We start from the raw sequence: 22,913 nt of genomic DNA on the forward strand, positions 1-22,913 counted from the left end.
GAAGAGCCACGCACATGAACGTCTTAGCCGCCATCGCCCAGTTTCTCGTCAACGAGGTCCTGAGCGTGCCCGCCTACCTCATCGGCATCATCACAGCCATTGGTCTGATCGCATTGCGCAAGAGCGCGGGACAGGTTGCCGGTGGAGCCGTCAAGGCAGTCCTGGGATTCCTGCTCATCGGGGCTGGCGCCACCCTGGTGACGTCCTCGCTCTCACCACTGGGCACCATGATCCAAGGTGCACTGGGCACTCAGGGCGTCGTCCCCACCAACGAGGCCATTGCCGGCATCGCACAGCAGCAGTACGGCTCCCAGGTCTCCTGGCTCATGATCCTGGGCTTCGTCGTGGCCATCCTGCTCGCCCGCTTCACGCCTCTGCGCTACGTCTTCCTCACGGGGCACCACTTATTGTTCATGGCCACTCTGATCACGATCGTCATGGCCTCTGCGGGAATGCCCACACCTGTCGTGGTGATTCTCGGGGCAGTCCTGCTGGGCATTCTGATGGTGGCACTGCCCGCTCTGGCCCAGCCGTGGACCCGCAAGGTCACCGGGGACGACTCCATTGCGATCGGCCACTTCGGAACACTCGGATACATTGCCGCCGGCACCGTCGGCCGCTGGGTGGATCCGAAGGGCAAGAGCCGTTCCACGGAGGAGATCAAGGTCCCCGAGGGTCTGCGGTTCCTGCGCGACTCCATGGTGGCCACGGCTCTGTCTATGGTGGTCATGTACGTCATCGTCGCCATCGTCTACCTGGTCCGCGCCGGGTCGGAAACGGCGTTCCAGGCATTCGAGAACGGGGCCACAGACACGGGAAACTACCTGATGCAGGCAGTGACGCAGGGCCTACAGTTCGGCATTGCCGTGGCCGTCATCCTGTTCGGGGTGCGCACCATCCTCGGCGAACTGGTTCCAGCGTTCCAGGGAATCGCCGCCAAAGTGGTGCCCGGGGCTGTCCCCGCACTGGATGCCCCGATCGTCTTCCCGTTCGCCCAGAACGCCGTGCTCATCGGCTTCATCTCGAGTTTCGTTGGCGGTCTGGTAGGGCTCCTGCTGCTGGGCACAGTCTTCGGACCGTTGTTCGGCCTGGCTCTGATCCTCCCAGGACTGGTACCCCACTTCTTCACCGGCGGTGCGGCGGGCGTCTACGGCAATGCGACGGGCGGCCGACGCGGCGCGGTGGCCGGGGCGTTCGTCAACGGTCTCCTGGTGACCTTCCTGCCAGCACTCCTGCTCCGGGTTCTGGGCAGCCTCGGCTCCGAGAACACCACCTTCGGGGATACCGACTTCGGGTGGTTCGGCATCCTCATCGGCTACGGAGCCAAACCCGGTGTGGTTATGGGCTCGATCATCCTCGCGCTCATCGGGCTGGCCCTGCTGATCGGAGCCATCGCGGTGCAGAAGCGAGTAGTCGACGGAGGCTGGGATCCTGCCCCCGCACGTGCAGCTGCGCCCGCCGGAGACACCGGCGCCGTACTGGACGACGGGGCCTTGAGAAAGCCCACTCCCAGCGACGGCTTGGCCGCTACAGGCACCTCGTATCCGAAGATCGCACCGCCCCCGGGAGCACCCGCTCCTCCACCACTACCCTGAACCCCATGACCCAAACCCACCGTTTCACCGGCCACATCGCCGGCGTCGGCACCTCGGGCGGCACGCGCCTGGTGCTCGGCTGCTGGGACCGCACCCCGCAGGGCCCGTTCGCGGACGTGATGGTCGCCCACCCGGACGGCCGCCGCGAGCTGCTGGCGCCCGACGACTGGGTGGCGGGGTTCGTCTCGGACACCTACACGTTCGACACCGTCACCCGGGTGCCCGTGGACGTGGTCCGCACGGGCTTCTCCCGCGCCTCGCGCTGGACGGTCACCGCCGGTCCGCTGAGGTGGCAGTTCAGCGTGGGTCCCCGCTCCGCGCTGGGCTACCTGCTGCAGGCGGTCCCGCGGCCCCTGGGCACGTCCCTGGGCTTCGCCCACCTCACGGACCCCGTGGCCAACCGCGTGATGCCGGGCGTTCGCACCCTGGGCACCGCCGGCAACGACCGCACCGAGTGGTACTCCGCGTACGACCTGCACTCCATCACGTTCTCCCGCGCCTCCTGGGACGGCCGGGCCCTGGGCACGCTCACGGACATGACCCCACCCCCGGACTTCGGGTTCAGCTCCACCCCGCGCCGTCCCAGCCTCACCGCGCTCACCAGCACGGTCCGGGTTCCCGACGCCGCCCCGATCGTCTCCCCCGCGCCCGTCACCCCGGTGCCCTGAGCCCGCAGAGCCGCCCGGGCGGCGTCGTCCGCTCGCCCTAGTGCGCGGCCACCCGCGTCTGCAGGCCCGTGCGCACGGAGGGCCACTCGTGGGCGAGCACCGAGTAGACCACGGTGTCCCGTAGCACCCCGTTGGACTCCAGGCGGTCCCCGCGCAGCACACCGTCCAGGCGGGCACCCAGCCGCTCGATGGCGGCGCGGGACTGCTGGTTGGCCCAGCTGGTCTCGTAGCGCACGCACCGGCAGCCGAGGTCCTCGAACGCGTGGGTCATGATCAGCAGCTTGGACTCGGCGTTGGTGCCCGTGCCGTGGGTGGAGGCACGGTTCCAGGTGTGGCCCACGCTCACACGGGGCACCGCCCACTGGGGGTCGTAGAGCGAGGTCATGCCCAGCACGGCGCCGTCCGCCTGCCGCACGGCGGTGAAGGGCAGCATGAACCCCTGCTCCAGCCAGGTGAGGCGCTGCTCGATGGCTGCCGCCATGCCGTCCGGGGCGGGGATGCTGGTGTACCAGCGCTCCCACATGCGCCCGTCCTCCGTGGCCTCCACGAGACCCTCCAGGTGGTCGCGGCGCAGCGGTTCCAGGCGCACCAGGCGCCCCTCGAGTGTCACGGGTGTCCACGTCATGAGGTCACTGTCTCACGGGCGGGGCCACTCCTACAGGTGTAGCCAGATCCCTCAGCACGCTGTCATCCTTGGTGTGTTGCGCCCAATATTCACCCGTCGGGCGCACGCCGTCTCCGGAGGAGGACCACCATGACCACCCACGAGAACCAGACCCCCCAGGTCCCGGGCGTGCCCGGCACTGGGGAGACCTCCCTCGAGGAGCCCACCACACCGCGCGAGCCCCTGCCCCCCAAGCCGGACCAGGGAGCGCCCGAGCGGGTGTCCCCCACCGGGGCACCCACCGACGCCCCGATGTCCAGCATGGCGCAGCAGGGCGAGTACCTCACCACCGCCCACGGCGCACGCCTCACCAACTCGGACCAGTCCCTGAAGGCCGGCCCCCGCGGGCCCGTGCTGCTGCAGGACCACCACTTCCGCGAGAAGATCTCGCACTTCGACCACGAGCGCATCCCGGAGCGCGTGGTCCACGCCCGCGGCACCGGCGCGCACGGCACGTTCCGCTCCTACGGCACGGCGTCCCGCATCAGCCGGGCCGGTGTCTTCGCGGAGGGCAAGGAGACGCCGGTGTTCGTGCGCTTCTCCACCGTCCTGGGCTCCCGCGGCTCGGGGGACCTGGCCCGTGACACCCGCGGCTTCGCCACCAAGTTCTACACGGACGAGGGCACGTGGGACCTGGTGGGCAACAACATCCCCGTGTTCTTCATCCAGGACGCCATCAAGTTCCCGGACGTGATCCACGCGGGCAAGCCCCACCCGGACCGCGAGATCCCCCAGGCGCAGTCCGCGCACGACACCTTCTGGGACTTCGTGTCCCTCCACACGGAGGCCCAGCACCACACCATCTGGAACATGTCCGACCGCGGCATCCCGCGCTCCCTGCGCACCATGGAGGGCTTCGGCATCCACACCTTCCGGCTGCTGGCCGAGGACGGCTCCACCGTGCTGGTGAAGTTCCACTGGAAGCCGCGTCTGGGCGTGCACTCCGTGGCCTGGGAGGAGGCGCAGCTGATCAACGGCGCGGACCCGGACTTCCACCGCCGGGACCTCGCGGACGCCATCGAGGCCGGCGCGTACCCGCAGTGGGAGCTGGGGGTGCAGGTCTTCGAGGACACCGAGGACCAGAGCTTCCAGGGCATCGACCTGCTCGACCCCACCAAGATCGTGCCGGAGGAGCTGGTCCCCGTGCAGCCGGTGGGTCTCATGACCCTGGACAGGAACCCCTCCAACTACTTCGCGGAGACCGAGCAGGTGGCGTTCAACCCGAACAACCTGGTCCCGGGCATCGACGTCACCAACGACCCCCTGCTGCAGGGTCGGCTGTTCTCCTACCTGGACACCCAGATCACCCGTCTGGGTGGGCCCAACTGGAACCAGCTGCCCATCAACCGCCCCCACACGGCGGTCAACGACATGCTGCGGGACGGCTACCACCAGGGCGCCGTGCACTCCGGGGTGGCCCCGTACCGCCCCAACTCGCTGGACGGCGGCAACCCCTTCGAGACGCCCGAGAACGAGCACGCGTTCATCGACGTCCCCGCTCCCGTGGCGGAGTCCGTCAAGGAGCGCGAGCGCCCGCAGTCCTTCGAGGACCACTTCTCCCAGGCCCGCATGTTCTGGCTGAGCCTGAGCGAGGTGGAGCGCGAGCACACCGCGCAGGCGTACGCGTTCGAGCTCGGCAAGTGCTGGGACGAGACCATCCGGGTGCGCCAGGTGCGCCACCTGTTCGCGATCGACCCCGCCCTGGGCCACACCGTGGCGCAGTCGCTCGGTCTGCCGGACCAGGAGCCCACCGAGGCGCCCGCCCAGGACGTGCAGCCCTCGCCGGCGCTGTCCCAGGTGGGTGGCACATGGCCCGTGGACGGCCGCCAGGTGGGCATCCTCGTGGGCCCGGACACGGACCCCGGGCAGCTCACCACGCTGATCTCCCGGATCGACGCCGCGGACATGGTCCCGCTCGTGATCGCACCCCAGGGCGGCGAGGTGGCCCCGGGCGTGGTGGCCCACCGCACCCTGCTCACGGCGCGCTCCATCGAGTTCGACGCCGTGGTGGTCACCACCGCCGGTGCACCCGCGCACCAGGTGGCCGCGGGCCTGGACGCGAAGGCCGGAGCACCCAGCCCGGGTGACGTGGATCCCCGCGTGAGCCTGCTGCTCAACGAGATGTGGCGCCACGCCAAGGCGATCGCCGCGTTCGGCCCCGGCGCCACCGCGCTGGACGCGCTGCAGATCGGGCACACCGCCGGGGTGGTCTCGGCGGATTCCGCGGAGGACGCCGTGGCGGACGTCGTGGAGCTGCTCGGCAGCCACCGGGTCTGGGAGCGCTTCCCGACCACCGGTATGTTGGCCTGAGCAGCCCCGCCCGGGAGTTCCGCCCGCCCGCGCAGCGCGTCCTGGACGCGCCGCGCGGGCGGGCGCTCCCGCCTCCGCGGACCACGCCGCCGGCACCCCGGGCGTTGCCGCCCCCGCCGTGGCCCCCGCCACGGACCAGCACCTCGGACGATCCCGCGCGGTCCCACCGGACCGCAGGGAACCACGCATCGGACCATCCACCGATTTCCCCGACCGGAGAGCACACACCATGACCACCACCCCCGTCCGCACAGCCGCCCCGGCAGCCCGGGGCCCCGTGAGCACAGCCCTGCTGGAGGTCCTGACCGGCCCGCAGGACACCCCGGAAGCCGCCTACGAGGCGCTCGCGAGCGCCGTCGCCAGCGCAGTGGAGAGCACGGAGGACGTGCTCGCGGACGAGGACGTCCAGCTGTCCCTGTTCCTGCTGTACCTGCTGCACTACGGGCCCGCAGAGTTCGTGACCGGGGACCGCGAGTGGGACCCCCAGCTGCTGCGTGTGCGCGCCGTGCTGGAGGAGCGCTTCGAGCGCGAGCTGCGGGAACGGGTTCCCATGCCGAACCCGATGCCCGGGGACGGCGTCGAGCTCGTGGACACGATGTTCGCCATCACCGGCGGGGCCGAGAAGCCCACCCTGGCCACGTGGCTCGCCCGGCACCCCAGCGAGGAGATCCTGCGGGAGTTCCTGATCCACCGCTCCATCTACACGCTGCGCGAGGCGGACCCGCACTCGTGGGGCATCGCCCGGCTGCGGGGCCGCGCGAAGGCCGCGCTGATGGAGATCCAGTCAGACGAGTACGGCGGGGGCCGCCCGGACCGGGTGCACGCCACGATCTTCGCGCAGAGCATGCGCGGCCTGGGGCTGGACGACACCCTGGACCACTACCTGGACCTGGTGCCCGCCCCCACGCTCGCGTCCATGAACGTGATGAGCCTGTTCGGTCTGCACCGCCGGCTGCGCGGCGCGATCGCCGGCCACCTCGCGGCGTTCGAGATGACCTCCTCGATCCCCAACAAGTACTACGGCCGCGCGTTCCGCAAGCTCGGCTACGGCGAGGACGTCACCTGGTACTACGACGAGCACGTGGAGGCCGACGCCGTCCACGAGCAGATCGCCGCCCGTGACCTCGCCGGGGCCCTCGCCCAGGACGAGCCCGAGCTGCTGGAGGACGTGCTCTTCGGGGCGGCCGCGTGCCTCTACGTGGACGGGCTCATGGGGGACCACATGCTGGAGTGCTGGAGCAGTGACCGCTCGTCCCTGCGCTCCGACCACGCCGAGGCCGCCCTGTGAGCGGGGACCGCCCCGAGGAGCCCGCCGCGGCGGACCCGGTGGTCATCACCCCCTGCCCCAACGGACCGCTGCTGGTGCGCGGGGACGTGATGATCGCCCCGGAACCGGGGGCCGAGCCGCAGAAGCCGCCCCGCCGCGTCGTCGCCCTGTGCCGGTGCAACATGTCCTCGATCGCGCCGTTCTGCGACGGCTCCCACAAGCTCGCGAACTTCCGCACCCGCCCGCCGCGGTACAACATCGCCAACCCGCGTGAGGACGCGGACGAGGAGGACTGAGCGCCCACCGTCCGCACAGAGCGGCGTCCCGCGGCACAGGCCTGCGGGGCGCCGTTCTGCGTTCCAGGGGTGCTCAGTTCTCGGTGGCCGGTGCCTCACCCTTGTTGTCGGTCATGGCGCCCACGCCCTCGTCGGCGGGCTCCGCATCCACCTGGGTGTCGCGGGCCATGGCCGCGGCCTCCTCCTGGGGATTCATCTTGATCGACTCTTCGCCGGCGCTGGCGGGATTCTTCTCTGCCACGGTCCTGTCCTTCCTGTGGACGGTTCGATCGGCGGGAATCACCGACCACCTCATTTTCGTCAGCCTGCTGTCCGCTGACAAGGGGTGATCCGGGCCACGGCGCAAGGTCTTGTGTCAAGACCCTGACATGCAAGGACACGGGGCGTCGCACGGCGAAACATGGCTTGGGCGGGGTCCGCCGAGATTCCTACGCTGGGGCGATTCACCGGTTCCACCGCCGACTGACTACCCCGGGAGGGGCATTGTGCGCACCCTGATCGTGCTGGCCCTCGTGGGCTTCGGAGCGCAGCTCGTGGACGGTTCGCTGGGCATGGCCTACGGCGTGACCTCCTCCACCCTGCTGCTGGCGGCCGGGCTCACCCCGGCATCCGTGTCCGCCACCGTGCACCTCGCGGAGGTGGGCACCACCCTCGCCTCCGGGTTCTCGCACTGGCGCTTCGGCAACATCGACTGGCGCGTGGTGGGCTTCATGGCCGTCCCCGGTGGGATCGCCGCGTTCTTCGGCGCGAACCTGCTCACCGTCTCCGGCGACGCCGCCGCGCCGGTCATGTCCACCATCCTCCTGCTGCTCGGGGTCTACGTGGTCTGGCGCTTCCTCAGCATCGGCGGGCGGCGCCCCTCCTTCCACGGCCGCGTGCCCGCCGCGTTCCTGGTGCCCCTGGCCGCGGTGGCCGGGTTCATGGACGCGATCGGCGGCGGCGGGTGGGGCCCCGTGGGCACCCCCACGCTGCTCGCATCCGGGAAGATCGCGCCGCGCAAGGTCATCGGCTCCATCGACACGTCCGAGTTCGTGGTCAGCCTGGGCGCCTCCGCGGGGTTCCTGCTCTCCCTGGGGAGCCAGGGCATCGACTACGGGATGGTGCTCGCCCTGCTGATCGGCGGCGTCGCGGCCGCGCCACTGGCGGCCTGGCTCGTGCGGCTGCTCGCCCCGCGCATCCTGGCCGTGGGCGCCGGGGGACTGATCATCGTGACCAACGCGCGCACCCTGCTGCACCTGGACGGCGTGCGCGGCGCCCTTCCCGACGCCGCCCCGGGCCTGCTCCTCACGGGTCTCGCGATCCTGTGGGTCGTCGCACTGGTGTGGGTGGTCCGCAGGGAGGTCGCGGAGCGCCGCGCGGCGCCCCAGGACGCGGAGGTGCGGGTGCCGGAGAAGGTGTGAGGGGACCCAGACGAATGCTCGCACTCGAGGAGATCTTCCCGCCGTTCGGACTGCGCATCACGTGCGGGGACGTGGAGCTGCGGGTGCTGCGGGACGAGGACTTCCCGGTCGTCCGCACGGTCACCTCGGGGTCGTGGCTGGGCCGGTCACACCACGGTCAGGGGATCGGCACTCTCATGCGCCAGATGGCCATGGCCTTCGCGTTCGACGAGCTGGGCGCGCTGGCGTGCCACTCCGAGTACGTGGTGGGCAACCACGCCTCCGCCGCGGTCAGCCGCAAGACCGGGTACGTGGCGAACGGCCGCTCCCGCATCGTGCAGCACACCCGTGACGGCGCCGTGGGCACGGAGGAGCAGCGCGTCGTCGTCACCCCGGCAACGTTCATCCGCCCCGAGGCGCCGGTGGTCTGCGAGGGCACCGAAGCGCTAGGCCGTTTCTTCGGGATCGAGCGCCCGCGAGATGGTGCGCACCATCCGTTGCCGCCCTCCTGACGGTGGGTAGAATTGACTACCTGTAGTCAATTCACCCCTGAAAGGGGATGTCACCATGACCGTGGCCACGTCCGTGAAGCTGTCCGACGAAACCGGGGCCAAGCTGGAGCGCCTTGCTGCACGCACCGGACGCTCGAAGTCCTACTACCTGCGGGAAGCCGTGGAGACACACATCGATCAGCTGGTTCGCGACTACGAGATCCTCGAAACGGCCCAGGATGTGCGTGCCGGCCGCGAACGCACCTACTCGCTGGCCGAGGTGGAGGCCATTCTTGACCTGGGGAATTGAGTTCTCCAGAACGTCACTGCGAGCCCTGAAGAAGTTAGACCGCCCCGTCAGCAAGCGGATCATCCGCTACATGAGGGATGTTTCGGCACTTGACAACCCACGCAACCGAGGCGAGGCACTCACTGGCCCTCTGGCTGGCTTCTGGCGTTACCGGGTGGGCGACTACCGCGTCGTCTGCGAGATCCGCGATGAGACGGTGGCCATCTACGCAATCGACGTGGACCACCGCTCACGCGCCTACGACGGCTGACGGACGGGCTGACCGAGCACCGAGGCGCACCGTCAGCGCAGCCAGTCCTCGAAGCGGGTGGGGGTGACGTGCCCGCCCTGCGGGATCAGGCCACCGTTCGCGATGCCGCGGCCCAGGTACGGCGCCGTCCTGATCACGGAGGGCTTCTTGCCGCCCAGGTCCCCGCCGGCCGCCAAGATGCGGCGGGCGAAGTCGGCGATGGTGCCCGCCTCCGGGCCACGCACACAGAAGATGTCGGTGTGCGCCTCGTGGCGGGCCGTGGTGAGCTCGGCCATGTACTCGGCCACCTCTTCACGGAGTGCGGGCGCCATGAGCATCTCCGGCAGCACCCCCACCCTGCCCTTGACCACCAGGCTGGTCATGGAGGGCACGAAGTCGAACCACTGCGTGGAGCGCAGCGTGGTGGAGGGGACGTCCGACTGCTGGTAGATGCTTTCCTGCACGGCCTTGCCCTTGTAGTAGCCGAACCCGCCGTTCACCCGTGGGTCCGCCGCCCCGGCGATGGAGAGGCACACGATCCGACCCACCCCCTCCTCGCGGGCCGCCCCCACGGTGTTGCCGGCCGCCCTCTCGAAGAACGGCACGGACGTGCGGGCGCTGAACGAGTTGATGTGCAGGGCGTCCACCACCGCATCCGCACCCGCGAACGCCTCGCGCAGACCCGTGCCCGCCACGGCGTCCACGCCCGTGCTGCGGCTGGCCCGCACCACGGTGTGGCCCTGCCCCTCCAGCACCTCCGAGAGGTTCGATCCGAAATGTCCGCTGGCACCGAGAACTGTGATCTTCATGGGGCCAGGGTAGTCCCGCACCCCTACAGGGACTTGAACAGCTCCAGCGCGTGCGCGCGTGACTCCTTGAGGTCCACGATGGGCTCCACACCCTCCTGGCGTCCGTTCCAGCGGTCCACGTACACGAAGTCCGGGTCGAACTTCTTCTGCTGCGTCTCGGCGTTGAAGATCCGGAAGTAGGGCGCGGCGTCCGTCCCGCACCCGGCCACCCACTGCCAGTTGTGGGGGTTGCTCGCGGGGTCCGCGTCCACCAGGGTGTCCCAGAACCACTGCTCGCCCAGCCGCCAGTCGATCAGCAGGTTCTTGGACAGCAGGGACGCCACCACCATGCGCACCCGGTTCTGCATGGTCCCGGTCTCCCACAGCTCGTGCATCCCGGCGTCCACCAGGGGGATCCCGGTGCGCCCCTGCTGCCACGCGGCGAGCGCGTCCTCGTCCAGCGGCGGCCAGGGGAAGGCATCGAACTTGGGGTTGATGTTGCGGGTGGCCATGTCCGGGTGGATGTAGAGGTTGTACGTGGAGAACTCTCGCCACCCCAGCTCGGTGAGGAACTTCCCGGGGTTCTCCGCCCGGTTCAGGGCGGTGTGCCACACGGTGCACGGGCTGATCTCGCCCCAGCGCAGGTGGGGTGACAGCTGGGACGTCGCGGGCTTGGCGGGCACGTCCCGGTCCTCGGCGTAGCGGGGCAGCCGCTCGTCCAGGAAGTCGTCCAGCCGTTCGTGCGCCGCCCGCTCCCCCACGGTCCACGTGCGGGCGAGGCCCCCGGACCAGTCCGGCCTGGTGGGCAGCAGAGCCCAGTCGTCGAGATTGTCGGAGGCGGGTGCCGGGTCCACGGGTGCCACGGACGACGGCGCCGGGTACGGTTCCCGGGGCGGCGGCCCGCTGGTGCACGCCCGCCAGAACGGCGTGAACACCCGGTACGGATCCCCGTTCTGCGTGGTGATGGTCCACGGCTCGAACATGAGTGAACCGGCATACGAGTGCGCCTCCACCCCGTTCTCCCCGGCCCACTCCTTGAGGGAGGCGTCCACCGCGCGCTCCGGGCCGCCGTAGCGCCGGTTCCACAGCAGCCGGTCCGCCCCGGTCTCGCGGACGACGCCGGGCACCACCGTCCCCGCCGGTCCTCGCCGCAGCGTGAGAGGCACCCCCAGCTCCGCGAGGTCTGCGGCCAGGGAGGTCAGGGAGTGGTGCAGCCACCACCTGGCCGCGCCACCGAGGGGCCGCACGCCCTCGGACTCCTCGTCCAGGACGTAGAGGCAGACCACGGGCTCCCCACGGGTAACGGCCTCGTGCAGCGCCGGGTGATCACTCACCCGCAGGTCGTCGCGGAACAGCACCACGGTGGTCATCTGATCTCCTCACCCCGGCCCTGTCCCGGGTTCGCAGCCCCGGGCCCCGGTGGACGCGGGGATCCGGCTCCCCGTCAATCTACAGGGCGGTTCCAGCAAGGCCCCGGGCACGTCCCACCCCGGTTCAAGGCCCTGTCCATCCCGGCCCCAGAGGGGCTCCGTAGCGTCGTGGGCGGCCGAAGATCCCGAGACACCATGCCCTGAGGAGAATCCACCATGACCCCCATCCGCCCCCGCCGCAGCATCCGTGCCTACCCCGCCGCCTCCGAGACGAGGCTGGAGCAGACCCCCGACGAGGAGCGTGGCACCCGGGGCAGGGTCTCCCGGCTGCGCCCCCGCTCCTTCGAGGGCCGGGTGCTGGACCGCCAGGACGAGGACGTGGAGGACCAGGGTCTCGCGTTCGACCTCGGCACCCTCATCGACCGGCGCCGCGCCCTGGGCATCTTCGGAGCCGGATCCAGCGTGCTGCTGCTGGCGGCGTGCGGCGGGAACTCGAGTGCGAGCCCGTCAGGTTCCGCGGCGTCGTCGTCCACCGCGAGCGCGACCCCGTCCCCCACGGCCACCTACGACGAGGAGATGCCCCAGGAGACCGCCGGCCCGTACCCGGGAGACGGCTCCAACGGCCAGGACGTCCTGGATGTCTCCGGGGTGCAGCGCAGCGACATCACCAAGAGCATCGGCGGGAGCACCGCCGTGGACGGGGTGGCCATGACCCTGACCATGAACATCGTGGACATGGTCAAGAACGACGGGCCCATGACCGGGGCAGCGGTGTACGTGTGGCAGTGCGACCCGGACGGCAACTACTCCATGTACTCCGACGGCGTCACGGACGAGACCTATCTGCGCGGCGTGCAGGTGGTGGGCAAGGATGGGAAAGTGACGTTCACGTCCGTGGTCCCCGGGTGCTACGCGGGGCGCTGGCCGCACATCCACTTCGAGGTCTTCCCGGACATCGGCTCCATCACGGACGCCGGCAACGCGGTGCTGACCTCGCAGATCGCCATCCCGCAGAGCATGGCAACGGCCGTGTACAAGGACTCCCGCTACCCGGACTCCGCCACCAACCTGTCCCAGGTGAGCCTGAAGACCGACAACGTGTTCTCCGACGGGGTGGACATGCAGACACCCAAGGTGACGGGGTCGGTGTCCACGGGGTACACGCTCACCATCGACGTGCCCGTGGACACCAGCACCGAGCCCACAGCGGCCGCAGCACCCGGTGGCGGAGCCGAACCGGGTGCTGCGGGAGGGGGCGCCCCGGGTCAGTGACCGCCAGGGGCGCGGGTGGAAAGGGTCAGGAGACCAGCCCGTAGATGATGCCGCTCACGGCCACCACGCCGGCCACCGTGATGAACACGTTGGAGATCTTCCCGCGGTAGGGCTCCAGCGCGGGGAGCTTGCGGATGGCGTACATGGGCATCAGGTAGAGGATCACCGCGATCACCGGACCCGCGAGGGACTCGATGAGCGACAGGATGCTGGGGTTCGCGATGGCCACGAGCCACGTGGTGACGAAGATGAACGCCGCCACCACCATCTTCAGCGTCCTGTCGCTGATCCTGCTGCCGTCCCGGTCCACGGTGGAGCGCACGATGCCCACGGCACCCTCGGCGGCCCCCATGTAGTGGCCGAAGAAGGAGGAGGCGATCGCGGCCAGCGCCACGGCGGGGCCCAGGTAGGCGATGAACGGGCTGCCGTTCTCGTTGGCCAGGTAGGACAGCACGGGCAGGTTCTGGTCCTTCGCGGCCTGCAGGCCGGTGGGCCCGAGCGCCAGGACGCAGGACCACACGAAGCCCATGGTGAAGATGACCAGCAGCACGGTGCTGCGCTTGAGCACCACAGAGGCACGCTGGCTGGCCCGGTCCCCGTACTCGTGCTTCATGGCCACGGAGAACTGCGAGATGGCCGGGGAGTGGTTGAACGCGAACACCAGCACCGGGATGATCATCCACACGGACATCAGGAAGTCACCGGGCGCGGGCACACCGTGGAACACGCTGAGGTCCCAGCTGGGGATCAGGTAGAGGGTGACGCCCAGCAGGATCAGGATCAGCGGGTAGACCAGCCACTGCGTGATGACCAGCATGATCCGCTGGCCGCCGAGCATGACCGCCATCATTGCGGCCACCAGCAGCCCGGACAGCAGCCAGCGCGGCGGGGAGGCCAGGTGGAACTGGTTGACCAGCAGGCTGTCCACGGTGTTGGTGATGCCCACGCCGTAGATCAGCACGATCGGGTAGATGGCCAGGAAGTACACCACGGTGATGACCCGGCCCAGGCCCTCGCCGAACGCCCGGCGGGCCACCCCGGTGATGTCCTCGCTGGGCACGGGGGACGCGCACACGAAGCGGGAGAGCGCACGGTGCGAGAAGTAGGTCATGGGGCCGATCAGGATGGTCACGACCAGCAGCGGCCACAGTCCGCCCAGACCCGCGTTGATGGGCAGGAAGAGCACACCGGCACCCACTGCGGTGCCGAAGAGCGAGATGGCCCAGTTCGTCTCGAACCGGCGGTTGGCCGGCGCGTGGGACGGGGTCTGGGAAGTGGCCGCCGTGGTCGCGGCGGAACCTGGGGCGTTGGTGGGCGTGATGTCGTGATCCGGCACCGGGGTCTCCGTGCTGTCGAGGAAGGGAAGGGGCGAGAGGATGCGGGCACCCTGTGAGCCGGGTCATATATATACGCGACTCCCCAGGATTGTTCAACAAAGCCCCGTTGTCCCACGTCACGCCACCACCCCCGCCCGGCACCCCTCGCGTAGCATGTGTGCATGACTCCCGACCTCCGCCTGGACACGCAACTGTGCTTCGCGCTGTACTCGGCCTCCCGCAAGGTCACCAGTGCGTACCGGGAACCCCTCAAGGAGATGGGCCTGACCTACCCGCAGTACCTGGTGCTGGTGGTGCTGTGGGAGCAGGACCACCGCACGGTCAACCAGCTGGGCGAGGCCCTCATGCTGGACAGCGGCACCCTCTCGCCCCTGCTGCGCCGCATGGAGGCCGGCGGGTTCGTGACCCGCAAGCGCTCGGAGCAGGACGAGCGCTCCGTGGTCATCTCCCTCACGGAGAAGGGCAGCGCCCTGGAGGAGGACGCCGCGCAGATGCAGGAGGCCCTGCTGGACAGCCTGGAGATGAGCGTCCGGGACCGGCTGGCCCTGCACGATCTGGCGCAGCGGCTCTGCCGCAGCATCTGACACCTCTTCTCCGCCAGGCCGATACTCTGCCAGACCGAGACCCCCGGAACGGGGGCGCGCACGCGTGCCGAGCGGCGTCGTCCGGGAACGGAAGAGCCCCGGGGTGCGAATATCCGCACCCCGGGGCTCTTCCAGCGGGAGATCAGGTGCGGGGCAGCGAGATCAGCGCGGTGGGGTCGTCCAGGTCGGGACGGTGGCGGCCACCGCCCTTGACGAACAGCGCGTACCCGATGCCCAGGAGCACGAGCCACACGGCGCCCACCACCAGCGCCACACGGGTGTCCGGGAACCAGCCGAGCATCGCGACCACGAACAGGATTCCGGCGGTCGCGGCCCAGGAGGCCACGGGCCAGAACGGCACCTTGAACGCGGACTCCGGGCGGTTCTTGCGCTCGATCTCGCGGCGCATGGCGATGTGCGAGAGCAGGATCATGAGCCACACCCACACGGTGGCGAACGTGGCGATCGAGGCGATCACCACGAACACGTCCTCGGGGATCACCGCGTTGAGGACCACGCCGATGCCCAGCGCCACGGCCATGACCACCACGGTGAGCCAGGGGACGCCGGCCTTGGAAACCTTGGTGAACGCCTTGGGCGCCTGGCCCTGCTCGGCCAGACCGAAGAGCATGCGCCCGGCACCGAAGGTGTCCGCGTTGATCGCGGAGATGGCGGCCACGATCACCACGATGTTCAGGATGGTGGGCGCGGCCGGGATGCCCAGCGCGGAGAAGATCTGCACGAACGGGCTGGCGTCCCCGGTGATGGTGTTCCACGGGACCAGGGACATGATGACCACCATGGTGCCCACGTAGAACAGCAGGATGCGGGCGGGCACGGAGTTGACCGCGCGCGGGATGGAGCGCCCCGGATCGCCGGCCTCACCCGCGGTGATGCCGATGGTCTCGATGCCGCCGAACGCGAAGACCACCACGGAGAGCGCGGCCAGCAGACCGCCCACGCCGTTGGGCATGAAGCCGCCGTGGTCCACCAGGTTCTGCGGACCCACGGTCTCCCCGGGAGCGAAGGAGACGCCGATGAGCATGAGCACGATGCCGCCCGCGATCATCGCGATGATGGCGCCCACCTTGATGATGGTCAGCCAGAACTCCGTCTCACCGAAGATCTTCACGTTGCGGGTGTTGATGGCGGCGATGAAGAGGATCACCGCGGCCACCCAGATCCAGCGGGGGGTGTCCGGGAACCAGAAGCCCATGTACACACCGAAGGCGGTGACGTCCGCGATGGCCACCACGATCATCTCGAACACGAACGTCCAGCCCGTGACGAAGCCCGCGAACGGACCCAGGTAGCGCGAGGCGTAGTGGCCGAAGGAGCCCGGTACAGGGTGGCGCACGGCCATCTCCCCCAGCGCCCGCATGACCATGTAGACCACCGCTCCGGCAATCAGGTACGCCAGGATCACGGAGGGCCCGGCCGCCTGGATGGCGGTGGCGGAGCCGTAGAACAGGCCCGTGCCGATCGCGGAGCCCAGGGCGATGAACTGGATGTGGCGCATGCTCAGGCCGCGGGCGAGCGTGTGGCTCTCCTGCGGGGCCGCCTGTGGGGCGGGGGTCTGCGGGGCGGAACTGCTCATTGGGGATCTCCCGTGCTGGGACCGGCGGTGCCGGTGCTCTGGGTGTTCTCGATGCTGCTCTGGCTGGCGGCGCTCAGTGTGGCGCACGCCTCACCACATGAGAGGCCGGGGAGCTCGACGGCGGGTTCGCCGCCGCAGTGCTGTCTGGACGAGCCATCTGGTGCCAGCGCAGGTGCTCGGGGGTTTCCCGTTCCATCCTGCCGCTCCACACGGCGGAACCCGGCGGGGTGAGCCGAGTGGTCGTCATGCAGCGTCCTTCCCCCGCGATGCCGTCGTTCCGGGCCGCCTCGTGGTGCTTGTACGTGGTCCGAAGGACATTCTGCTCCACACGAGCCCGACACCGGGAAGCGCGGGGTGGGCCAGCAACGGATGCCGCCTGAAACCCCAGACACGCAGATGCTACGGCACCGCGTCAGGACGACGACGCCGCTCGCCGGCTTCCCCGGGGGGGTCACCGCATTCCCGAGTGGCGCGGGCGGGCCCCCCACCCTCTCGTCACAGCCGGGTCGTGCCCGCCAGGTGGCGCCGGATCTCCGCCAGCACCTCGTCCGGGCGCTCCTCCACCATGAAGTGCCCCGTGGGCAGGGAGCGCCCGGTGATGCGGGGCAGCCACGGACGCCACGCCTCCAGGGGGTCCGTCTGGGCACCCACCACACCGTTCTCTCCCCAGAGCAGCAGGGCGGGGATGTCGCGGGAGGTGCCGCGGTCGGCGTCGTCGTGCTGCCTGTCCATCCCGGCTGCCGCGGCGTAGTCCGCGCACCACGCGGCCACCACGGACGGGTTCTGGGCGGCGGCCTCGTACGCGGCGAGCGCCTCGGGGTCGAACATGTCCAGCGAGCCGGGGGTCCCGCCCAGGCCGCCCAGCGCCGAGTGCAGGAAGGTGAGCGGCTCCCCGCTGATGAGCAGCTGCGGCATGGGGGCGGGCTGGGCCAGGAAAAGCCAGTGGTAGTACCGGGTGGCCAGCCAGTCGTCCATGAGCTCCCACACGGTGGGCGAGGGGAGGATGTCCAGCAGCGCCACGGAATGCACGGCGTCCGGGAAGTCCAGGGTCATGCGGTGGGCGGTCCGCGCGCCGCGGTCGTGGGCCACCACATGGAAGCTCTCGTGGCCCAGGTGGCGCATCACGGCCACCATGTCCGCGGCCATGGCCCGGAAGCTGAAGTCGTCGCCGTGGGCCGTGGAGTCCCCGTAGCCGCGCAGGTCCGCGACCACCACGCGGTGGTCCGCCGCAAGAGCCGGCCCCAGGCGGTGCCACATGGCGTGGGTCTGCGGGAAGCCGTGCAGAAGCAGGAGCGGCTCGCCCCGCCCGCCGGTCCGCGCGTGGATGGTGGCACCGGGGACGGGAACGCTGTGGGTCTCGAAGTTCTCGAACATGCGCCCATTCTCCGCCTCCCGGGTGGCAGCGTGGAGGACCCGTGGCGGCCAGGACCCAGCCCCCCGCCCGCGAAGTCACAGGTTCGCCGGGCGGAGCGGGCCCTCCACGGTGTGCCGCTCAGCCCACCCCGTTCAGCTCCGCGAGCACGTCCTCCGGCAGCCGCACCCGCGCCGCCCCCACGTTCTCGCGCAGGTGCTCGGAGCTCGCCGTCCCGGAGATCACCAGGGACAGCGGCGTGCGGGCCAGCAGCCACGCCAGGCCCACCTGGTTGGGGGTCACGCCCAGCCGTTCGGCGGCCGCGCGCACCGCGGGCTCCTCGGTGACCTTCGGCAGTCCCGCGTACCCGCCGCCGCCCAGGGGGAAGTACGGCGACCACACGACGTCGTGCTCCTCCGCCAGGCGCAGCAGGTCCTCGTGCTCGCGGTGGAGCATGTTGTGGATGTTGGACACCGCCGCAATCCCGGCAGGCAGCGCCGCCCGGAACTGCTCCAGGGACACGTGGCTCAGCCCGATCGCCCCGATCTCCCCGGAGTCCCGCAGCGCCACGAGCTCGGCCAGCTGGTCCTCCAGGGTCACCTTCTGCTCGCTGCCGTCCTCGATCACGAGCCCGGGCCGCATGTCCATGCGCCGCAGGTACACCAGGTCCAGGTGCTCGGTCCCCAGGTTCCGCAGGTTCTGGTGGACGGCCTCGCGCAGCTCGTGGGGCTTCTGCGCGGCCGTCATGGGCACGGGCCCGTCTGTCAACGGCCGCGCACCCACCTTGCTCGCGTAGACCACCTCGTCCCGCCGGTCACCGAACGCCCGGGCCAGCAGCCGGTTGGCCAGTCCCGCGCCGTAGAACTCGGCGGTGTCGTAGAACGTGACACCCAGCTCGTGCGCCTCCCGCAGCAGCCGCACACCCGCATCGAAACCGTCCGCGCCGGACGACGCCGCCCGCGCCAGACTCCCCATCCCGTACCCCATCCGCGCCACGGTCCGCGCGCCGATCCGCACGGTCCCGGCCTGCTCGGCGGGTGCGGTGTGCTGTGTGTCCATGGGTTCCCCTCGGTTCGTCCCTCGCCCGTCCGGGCGCCCACGCTGCTCGTGCGGCGCCCGGGTATTCCTCGCGCGATGCTACGCGCGCAATCCCGGTGCCGGCCGTGCGGGGACCCGGGTGCCGGGCGAAGCGACGGTGGGCGGGCGGCGGGGGCGACGGCGCACCATCGGATGACGACGCCGCACGGTTCCGCACACGCGCAACGCCCCGGGCGCCGTCGTGGGACGGTGCGCCGGGGCGCGTTCCACGGGCCGCGGAACCTACCCCACGGTCAGGCGCATGGACAGCTGGTACCTGTCCGCGCGGTAGGTGGAGAGGCAGTACTCCACGGGGATCTCGCCCGAGTAGGAGCGGCGGCGAAAGAGGAGCACGGGGGAACCCTCCGCGATCTGCAGCCAGCCGGCCATCTGGGAGCTGGCCGCGGCCGCCTCGACCGTCTGCTCCACGTGCGTCACGGGCAGTCCATCCGCGGCGAGCAGCCCGTAGAGGGAACCCGTGAGCTCTGTGGCGCGCAGACCCGGAAGCCGGTGGGCGGGCAGCCAGGACTCGTCCACACTCACGGGCTGGGCGTCCGCCAGCCGGAGCCGGCGCAGCAGGAAGACGTCGTCGGGCCCCGGGACCCTCAGGTGGGACTCGGCCTCCCCACCGGGGTGGTCCACCTCGGCCGTGATCACCCGTGTGGAGGGCTGGTGGCCCGCGGCGAGCATGTCCTCGTTGAAGGAGGCCAGGTGCAGCGCGGAGCGCACGCGGCCGTGGGACACGAACGTTCCCTTGCCCTTGACCCGCACTAGAACGCCGTCGTTGACCAGGTCCGAGATGGCCCGGCGGATCGTGATCCGCGAGACGCCCAGCTGCTCCTCCAGCACTCGCTCCCCCGGCAGCATGTCGCCCGGCCGCAGCTCACGGGTGGCCATGTCCAGGAGGTGGTGCCGGACGCGCTCGTGCTTCAGTTCGGGTTCGCGGTTCACGGGACCTTACTGTGACACGGCGAAGAGGTCCTGCCCCACTGCGACCTGCTCGGCATCCGTGAGCGTGGTGATCGCCTCCGCGGTGCTGTCCAGCACCACCACGGGGCAGCACGCACTCAGCCCGGCGGCGTGGACGCGGGAGAGGTCCATGTCCACCACGGGGTCCCCGACCTCCACCCGGTCCCCCTTCTGCGCGTGCACGGTGAACCCGTCCCCCTGGAGCTTCACGGTGTCGATCCCCAGGTGCACCAGCACCCCCGCGCCGGAGGGGGTGTGCACCACGAACGCGTGGGGCATGACCTTGAGCATGCGCCCCGCCACGGGGGCCACCACGCTCACGGACCCGTCCTGCTGCACGGGCTCCACGGCCACGCCATGACCCACCATCCCCTGGGCGAACACGGGGTCCGGGACCTGGGAGAGCTCCAGGCGCCGCCCTGCCAGGGGCGCGTGGACGGTCGTGCGGGAGTGCTCGCTCACATGAGGTCCTGGATGTCCTCGGCCAGGCTCTCGGCCTCGGGGCCCACGACCACCTGCACCACCGTCCCGGCGGCCATCACGCCGTGGGCGCCCAGGGCCTTCAGCGCGGCCTGGTCCACCAGAGAGGGATCGGAGACCTCCGTGCGCAGGCGCGTGATGCAGCCCTCGATCTCCTCGACGTTCTGCGCGCCACCCAGTGCGGAAAGAATCTGTTCAGCCTTGGACATGGTGTCTCCTCGTGGTCTCCGGAGTGCGGTCCCCGGGCTCCGCGCCGCGCGCCCGCCCGAGTGGTTGACAAGTGCTCTCCCGCACATCACAGTGATGGTGATCACTGGTTATAACCAGTTGCCCCGACTGTACTGACTCCCGGTGTCCGGGACAAGCAGCACCCACGTGGAAACGAGGCCCTCATGAGCGCGGAGAACACCCCCGCCACCGCCGGCAACGGCGCGCCGTCGAGCACAGCGGCCAAGCCCAAGCGCAGCGGCAAGTCCCTGCAGAACCTCCAGCGCTTCGGCCGCAGCCTCATGCTGCCCATCGCCGCCCTCCCCGCGGCGGCGCTGCTGCTGCGCCTGGGCCAGGACGACCTCCTGGGCAGCATCGGCTGGTTCGCCACCGCCGCCCACGTGATCAGCGCCGCCGGTGGGGCACTGTTCGACAACCTGCCGCTGATCTTCGCCGTGGGCATCTCCTTCGGCTTCGCCCGCAAGGGGGACGGCTCCACCGCACTCGCCGCGGTGGTGGGCTACCTGGTGATGACCAACGTCTTCGAGGCCATGGCCCCGCTCGTGCTCGGCACCACGGAGGTGGCCGGGAAGGCACCCAAGATCGACTACGGCGTGCTCGCGGGCATCATCATGGGCCTCACCTCCGCCCTGATCTGGCAGCGCTTCCACCGCACCAAGCTCCCCGACTGGCTGGGCTTCTTCTCCGGGCGCCGCCTGGTGCCCATCCTCACCGCACTGGCCGCCATCGTGATCGGCGTGGTGCTGGCGTTCATCTACCCGCTCTTCGACCGCGGCCTGACCGCCGTGGGCCACGCCGTGTCCGACAACGCCGTGGCGGGAAGCGGGCTGTACGGGTTCCTCAACCGCATGCTCATCCCCCTGGGCCTGCACCACATCCTGAACTCCATCGTGTGGTTCATCCTGGGCGACTACAACGGCACGCAGGGAGACCTCAACCGCTTCTTCGCGGGAGACCCCAGCGCGGGCGTGTTCATGACCGGCTTCTTCCCCATCATGATGTTTGCCCTGCCCGCCGCGGCACTCGCCATCTGGCAGGAGGCTCGGCCGGAGCAGAAGAAGGTGGTGGGTGGCATCATGCTCTCCACCGGCCTCACCGCGTTCCTCACCGGCATCACCGAGCCGCTCGAGTTTTCCTTCATGTTCGTGGCCTGGCCGCTGTACATCATCCACGCGGTGCTCATGGGCTCCTCCATGGCACTGACCAATGCTCTGGGCATCCACGACGGCTTCGGGTTCTCCGCGGGGGCGATCGACTACGTGCTGAACATGGGCATCGCCACGAAACCGCTGCTGCTGATCCCCATCGGCCTGGGGTACGCGGTGGTCTACTACGTCCTGTTCCGCTTCGTGATCCGCCGCTGGAACCTCAAGACCCCGGGCCGTGAGGACGACGCCGCCCCGCTGGAGGAGACCCGTGCCGACTGACCCCGCCCCACTGTCCCCCACCGGACCGGACGAGGAGCCGTGGGCGCTGCGGGGTCGGATCTGTACCGGCGCCCCGGGGGAGGTGCCCCTGCCCGACGGCGTGCTCGCCGTGGCGGGCGAGCGCATCACGTGGTGCGGCCCCGCCGCTGAGGCCCCCGCCGAGCTGCGCGACGCCGCCCGCCGGGTTCCGCTGGTGCTGCCCGGGCTCGTGGACGTCCACTGCCACGGTGGGGCCGGGGCCACGTTCTCCGCGGACGTGGCGGGAAGTCTGCGGGCGGCCCGCCACCACGCCGCCCACGGGAGCACCTCGGTGCTGGCCTCCCTGGTCTCGGCTCCCTCGGACGTGCTGCTGGAACAGATCCACGCCCTCCGGGAGCTCGTGCACCGCGGGGACCTCGCCGGGTTGCACCTGGAGGGCCCGTTCATCACCGCCACCATGTGCGGCGCCCAGGACCCCCACGCCATCATCCCCGGGGACCCGTACCTGCTCGAGCAGTGGCTGCGGGCCGGTGAGGGCACCGTGCGGTCCATGACACTGGCCCCGGAGACCCCGCGCTTCGCGGAGCTGGTGGCCCTATGCCGGGAGTACCGAGTGGTGCCCTCCCTGGGCCACACGGCCGCCACCGCGCAGCAGACCCGGGACGCGCTCGCAGGCGATCCCACGGGCGGGCCGTGGAGTGCCACGCACCTGTTCAACCGCATGCCGCCCCTCGGCCACCGAGTGCCGGGCCCCATCCCGGTGCTCATGGAGGCCGCCCACGAGGACCCGGCAGCCATGGTTCTGGAGCTGATCGCGGACGGGGTGCACGTGGACCCGGAGATCGTGCGCATGGTGTTCTCCCTGGTGGGCCCCGGAGCCGTCGCGCTCATCACCGACGCCATGGCCGCGGCGGGCATGGCGGACGGCCACTACACCCTGGGGGCACTGCGCGTGGAGGTCGGCGGCGGCGTCGCCCGACTGGCCCCCTCCCAGCCGGGCTCCACCGACGGCGCCATCGCCGGGGGCACCAGCCGTCTCATCGAGGACGTGCGCAACTGCGTGCGGTGGGGGATCCCGCTGCAGGACGCAGTCACCGCCGCCTCCTGGACCCCCGCCCGCGCGGTGGGCCTGGATGACGTGGGCTACCTGGCGGCCGGTGCCAGGGCGGACCTGGTCGTCGTCTCGCCGGAGCTAGCGGTGGAGTCCGTGATCCGCCGCGGAACACCCGTCACCACCTGAGGAGC

At 70.4% G+C, this 22,913-nt stretch carries 24 protein-coding genes; 13 read left to right on the forward strand and 11 right to left on the reverse strand.

Going from position 1 to position 22,913, the window contains the following annotated elements; genetic code table 11:
• Positions 1–14 precede the first annotated feature (14 nt).
• Together Q4A22_RS05820 and Q4A22_RS05825 are read left to right on the forward strand one after the other, a co-directional pair.
• Positions 15–1,595, forward strand: a complete 1,581-nt coding sequence (locus Q4A22_RS05820; protein WP_303177791.1) for a PTS ascorbate transporter subunit IIC — start codon at positions 15–17, stop codon at positions 1,593–1,595.
• A 5-nt stretch (positions 1,596–1,600) separates the two neighbouring features.
• Entirely contained in the window at positions 1,601–2,263 is a 663-nt protein-coding gene (locus tag Q4A22_RS05825) for a hypothetical protein (protein ID WP_303177792.1), read from the forward strand.
• Positions 2,264–2,300: 37 nt separating this feature from the next.
• Here the strand turns inward: Q4A22_RS05825 and Q4A22_RS05830 are convergent, their stop codons facing one another.
• Positions 2,301–2,888 carry a GNAT family N-acetyltransferase gene (locus Q4A22_RS05830; protein WP_303177793.1) on the reverse strand — a complete coding sequence of 196 codons (588 nt, stop codon included), beginning with the start codon at positions 2,886–2,888 and terminating at the stop codon, positions 2,301–2,303.
• Positions 2,889–3,017: 129 nt separating this feature from the next.
• Here Q4A22_RS05830 and Q4A22_RS05835 point away from each other — a divergent pair, with 129 nt between their 5' ends.
• From Q4A22_RS05835 to Q4A22_RS05845, 3 genes are all read left to right on the forward strand, one after another.
• Positions 3,018–5,237, forward strand: coding sequence for a catalase (locus tag Q4A22_RS05835; protein ID WP_303177794.1), 2,220 nt, complete (start codon positions 3,018–3,020; stop codon positions 5,235–5,237).
• 229 nt (positions 5,238–5,466) lie between these two features.
• A complete protein-coding gene (locus Q4A22_RS05840; protein WP_303177795.1) occupies positions 5,467–6,525 on the forward strand; it encodes an iron-containing redox enzyme family protein in 1,059 nt (352 codons plus the stop codon).
• Positions 6,522–6,800 (forward strand): CDGSH iron-sulfur domain-containing protein, encoded by a 279-nt coding sequence (locus Q4A22_RS05845; RefSeq protein ID WP_303177796.1) that lies wholly within the window; start codon positions 6,522–6,524, stop codon positions 6,798–6,800. Before Q4A22_RS05840 ends, Q4A22_RS05845 begins: the two co-directional genes overlap by 4 nt.
• Before the next feature lie 73 nt (positions 6,801–6,873).
• Here the strand turns inward: Q4A22_RS05845 and Q4A22_RS05850 are convergent, their stop codons facing one another.
• Positions 6,874–7,041, reverse strand: a complete 168-nt coding sequence (locus tag Q4A22_RS05850; RefSeq protein WP_303177797.1) for a hypothetical protein — start codon at positions 7,039–7,041, stop codon at positions 6,874–6,876.
• A 244-nt stretch (positions 7,042–7,285) separates the two neighbouring features.
• On the opposite strand from Q4A22_RS05850, the gene Q4A22_RS05855 reads away from it, so the two are divergent.
• From Q4A22_RS05855 to Q4A22_RS05870, 4 genes are read left to right on the forward strand one after another with little or no spacing between them, the layout of a single operon-like run.
• Positions 7,286–8,200, forward strand: a complete 915-nt coding sequence (locus Q4A22_RS05855; RefSeq protein WP_303177798.1) for a sulfite exporter TauE/SafE family protein — start codon at positions 7,286–7,288, stop codon at positions 8,198–8,200.
• 14 nt (positions 8,201–8,214) lie between these two features.
• Entirely contained in the window at positions 8,215–8,691 is a 477-nt protein-coding gene (locus Q4A22_RS05860) for a GNAT family N-acetyltransferase (protein ID WP_303177799.1), read from the forward strand.
• A gap of 55 nt (positions 8,692–8,746) precedes the next feature.
• Positions 8,747–8,980: a ribbon-helix-helix protein, CopG family gene (locus tag Q4A22_RS05865; protein WP_303177800.1), complete on the forward strand. Its 234-nt coding sequence runs from the start codon at positions 8,747–8,749 to the stop codon at positions 8,978–8,980.
• Positions 8,964–9,230 (forward strand): type II toxin-antitoxin system RelE/ParE family toxin, encoded by a 267-nt coding sequence (locus Q4A22_RS05870; RefSeq protein WP_303177801.1) that lies wholly within the window; start codon positions 8,964–8,966, stop codon positions 9,228–9,230. Before Q4A22_RS05865 ends, Q4A22_RS05870 begins: the two co-directional genes overlap by 17 nt.
• 32 nt (positions 9,231–9,262) lie before the next feature.
• Here Q4A22_RS05870 and Q4A22_RS05875 read toward each other — a convergent pair whose 3' ends face one another.
• Both Q4A22_RS05875 and Q4A22_RS05880 read right to left on the reverse strand, forming a co-directional pair.
• On the reverse strand, positions 9,263–10,018 hold the full coding sequence (locus Q4A22_RS05875; RefSeq protein WP_303177802.1) for an SDR family oxidoreductase: 756 nt from the start codon (positions 10,016–10,018) through the stop codon (positions 9,263–9,265).
• A gap of 23 nt (positions 10,019–10,041) precedes the next feature.
• Positions 10,042–11,367: a deoxyribodipyrimidine photo-lyase gene (locus Q4A22_RS05880; RefSeq protein ID WP_303177803.1), complete on the reverse strand. Its 1,326-nt coding sequence runs from the start codon at positions 11,365–11,367 to the stop codon at positions 10,042–10,044.
• A gap of 216 nt (positions 11,368–11,583) precedes the next feature.
• Between Q4A22_RS05880 and Q4A22_RS05885 the strand changes: the two genes are divergently transcribed.
• A complete protein-coding gene (locus Q4A22_RS05885) occupies positions 11,584–12,639 on the forward strand; it encodes a 3,4-dioxygenase subunit beta (RefSeq protein ID WP_303177804.1) in 1,056 nt (351 codons plus the stop codon).
• A 25-nt stretch (positions 12,640–12,664) separates the two neighbouring features.
• On the opposite strand, the gene Q4A22_RS05890 is transcribed toward Q4A22_RS05885, so the two are convergent.
• Complete coding sequence (locus Q4A22_RS05890) at positions 12,665–13,975, reverse strand: HAAAP family serine/threonine permease (protein WP_303177805.1); 1,311 nt, start codon at positions 13,973–13,975, stop codon at positions 12,665–12,667.
• Positions 13,976–14,137: 162 nt separating this feature from the next.
• Here Q4A22_RS05890 and Q4A22_RS05895 point away from each other — a divergent pair, with 162 nt between their 5' ends.
• Complete coding sequence (locus Q4A22_RS05895) at positions 14,138–14,560, forward strand: MarR family winged helix-turn-helix transcriptional regulator (RefSeq protein ID WP_303177806.1); 423 nt, start codon at positions 14,138–14,140, stop codon at positions 14,558–14,560.
• A 142-nt stretch (positions 14,561–14,702) separates the two neighbouring features.
• On the opposite strand, the gene Q4A22_RS05900 is transcribed toward Q4A22_RS05895, so the two are convergent.
• From Q4A22_RS05900 to Q4A22_RS05925, 6 genes are all read right to left on the reverse strand, one after another.
• Entirely contained in the window at positions 14,703–16,157 is a 1,455-nt protein-coding gene (locus tag Q4A22_RS05900) for an amino acid permease (RefSeq protein ID WP_303177807.1), read from the reverse strand.
• A 495-nt stretch (positions 16,158–16,652) separates the two neighbouring features.
• Positions 16,653–17,531 carry an alpha/beta fold hydrolase gene (locus Q4A22_RS05905; protein ID WP_303177808.1) on the reverse strand — a complete coding sequence of 293 codons (879 nt, stop codon included), beginning with the start codon at positions 17,529–17,531 and terminating at the stop codon, positions 16,653–16,655.
• Between the two features lie 118 nt (positions 17,532–17,649).
• Positions 17,650–18,567 (reverse strand): aldo/keto reductase, encoded by a 918-nt coding sequence (locus Q4A22_RS05910; RefSeq protein WP_303177809.1) that lies wholly within the window; start codon positions 18,565–18,567, stop codon positions 17,650–17,652.
• Positions 18,568–18,828: 261 nt separating this feature from the next.
• Positions 18,829–19,536, reverse strand: coding sequence for a GntR family transcriptional regulator (locus tag Q4A22_RS05915; RefSeq protein ID WP_303177810.1), 708 nt, complete (start codon positions 19,534–19,536; stop codon positions 18,829–18,831).
• A gap of 6 nt (positions 19,537–19,542) precedes the next feature.
• Positions 19,543–20,016: a glucose PTS transporter subunit IIA gene (locus tag Q4A22_RS05920; RefSeq protein ID WP_303177811.1), complete on the reverse strand. Its 474-nt coding sequence runs from the start codon at positions 20,014–20,016 to the stop codon at positions 19,543–19,545.
• Positions 20,013–20,243, reverse strand: a complete 231-nt coding sequence (locus tag Q4A22_RS05925) for a PTS glucose/sucrose transporter subunit IIB (RefSeq protein ID WP_303177812.1) — start codon at positions 20,241–20,243, stop codon at positions 20,013–20,015. The genes Q4A22_RS05920 and Q4A22_RS05925 overlap by 4 nt, the downstream gene beginning before the upstream one ends.
• A 183-nt stretch (positions 20,244–20,426) precedes the next feature.
• On the opposite strand from Q4A22_RS05925, the gene Q4A22_RS05930 reads away from it, so the two are divergent.
• Together Q4A22_RS05930 and Q4A22_RS05935 are read left to right on the forward strand one after the other, a co-directional pair.
• Positions 20,427–21,689 (forward strand): PTS transporter subunit EIIC, encoded by a 1,263-nt coding sequence (locus Q4A22_RS05930; RefSeq protein WP_303177813.1) that lies wholly within the window; start codon positions 20,427–20,429, stop codon positions 21,687–21,689.
• On the forward strand, positions 21,679–22,908 hold the full coding sequence (locus Q4A22_RS05935) for an N-acetylglucosamine-6-phosphate deacetylase (protein ID WP_303177814.1): 1,230 nt from the start codon (positions 21,679–21,681) through the stop codon (positions 22,906–22,908). The genes Q4A22_RS05930 and Q4A22_RS05935 overlap by 11 nt, the downstream gene beginning before the upstream one ends.
• Positions 22,909–22,913 lie beyond the last annotated feature (5 nt).

It is taken from the genome of Kocuria sp. (assembly GCF_030530945.1).
Classification (GTDB): Bacteria; Actinomycetota; Actinomycetes; order Actinomycetales; family Micrococcaceae; genus Kocuria.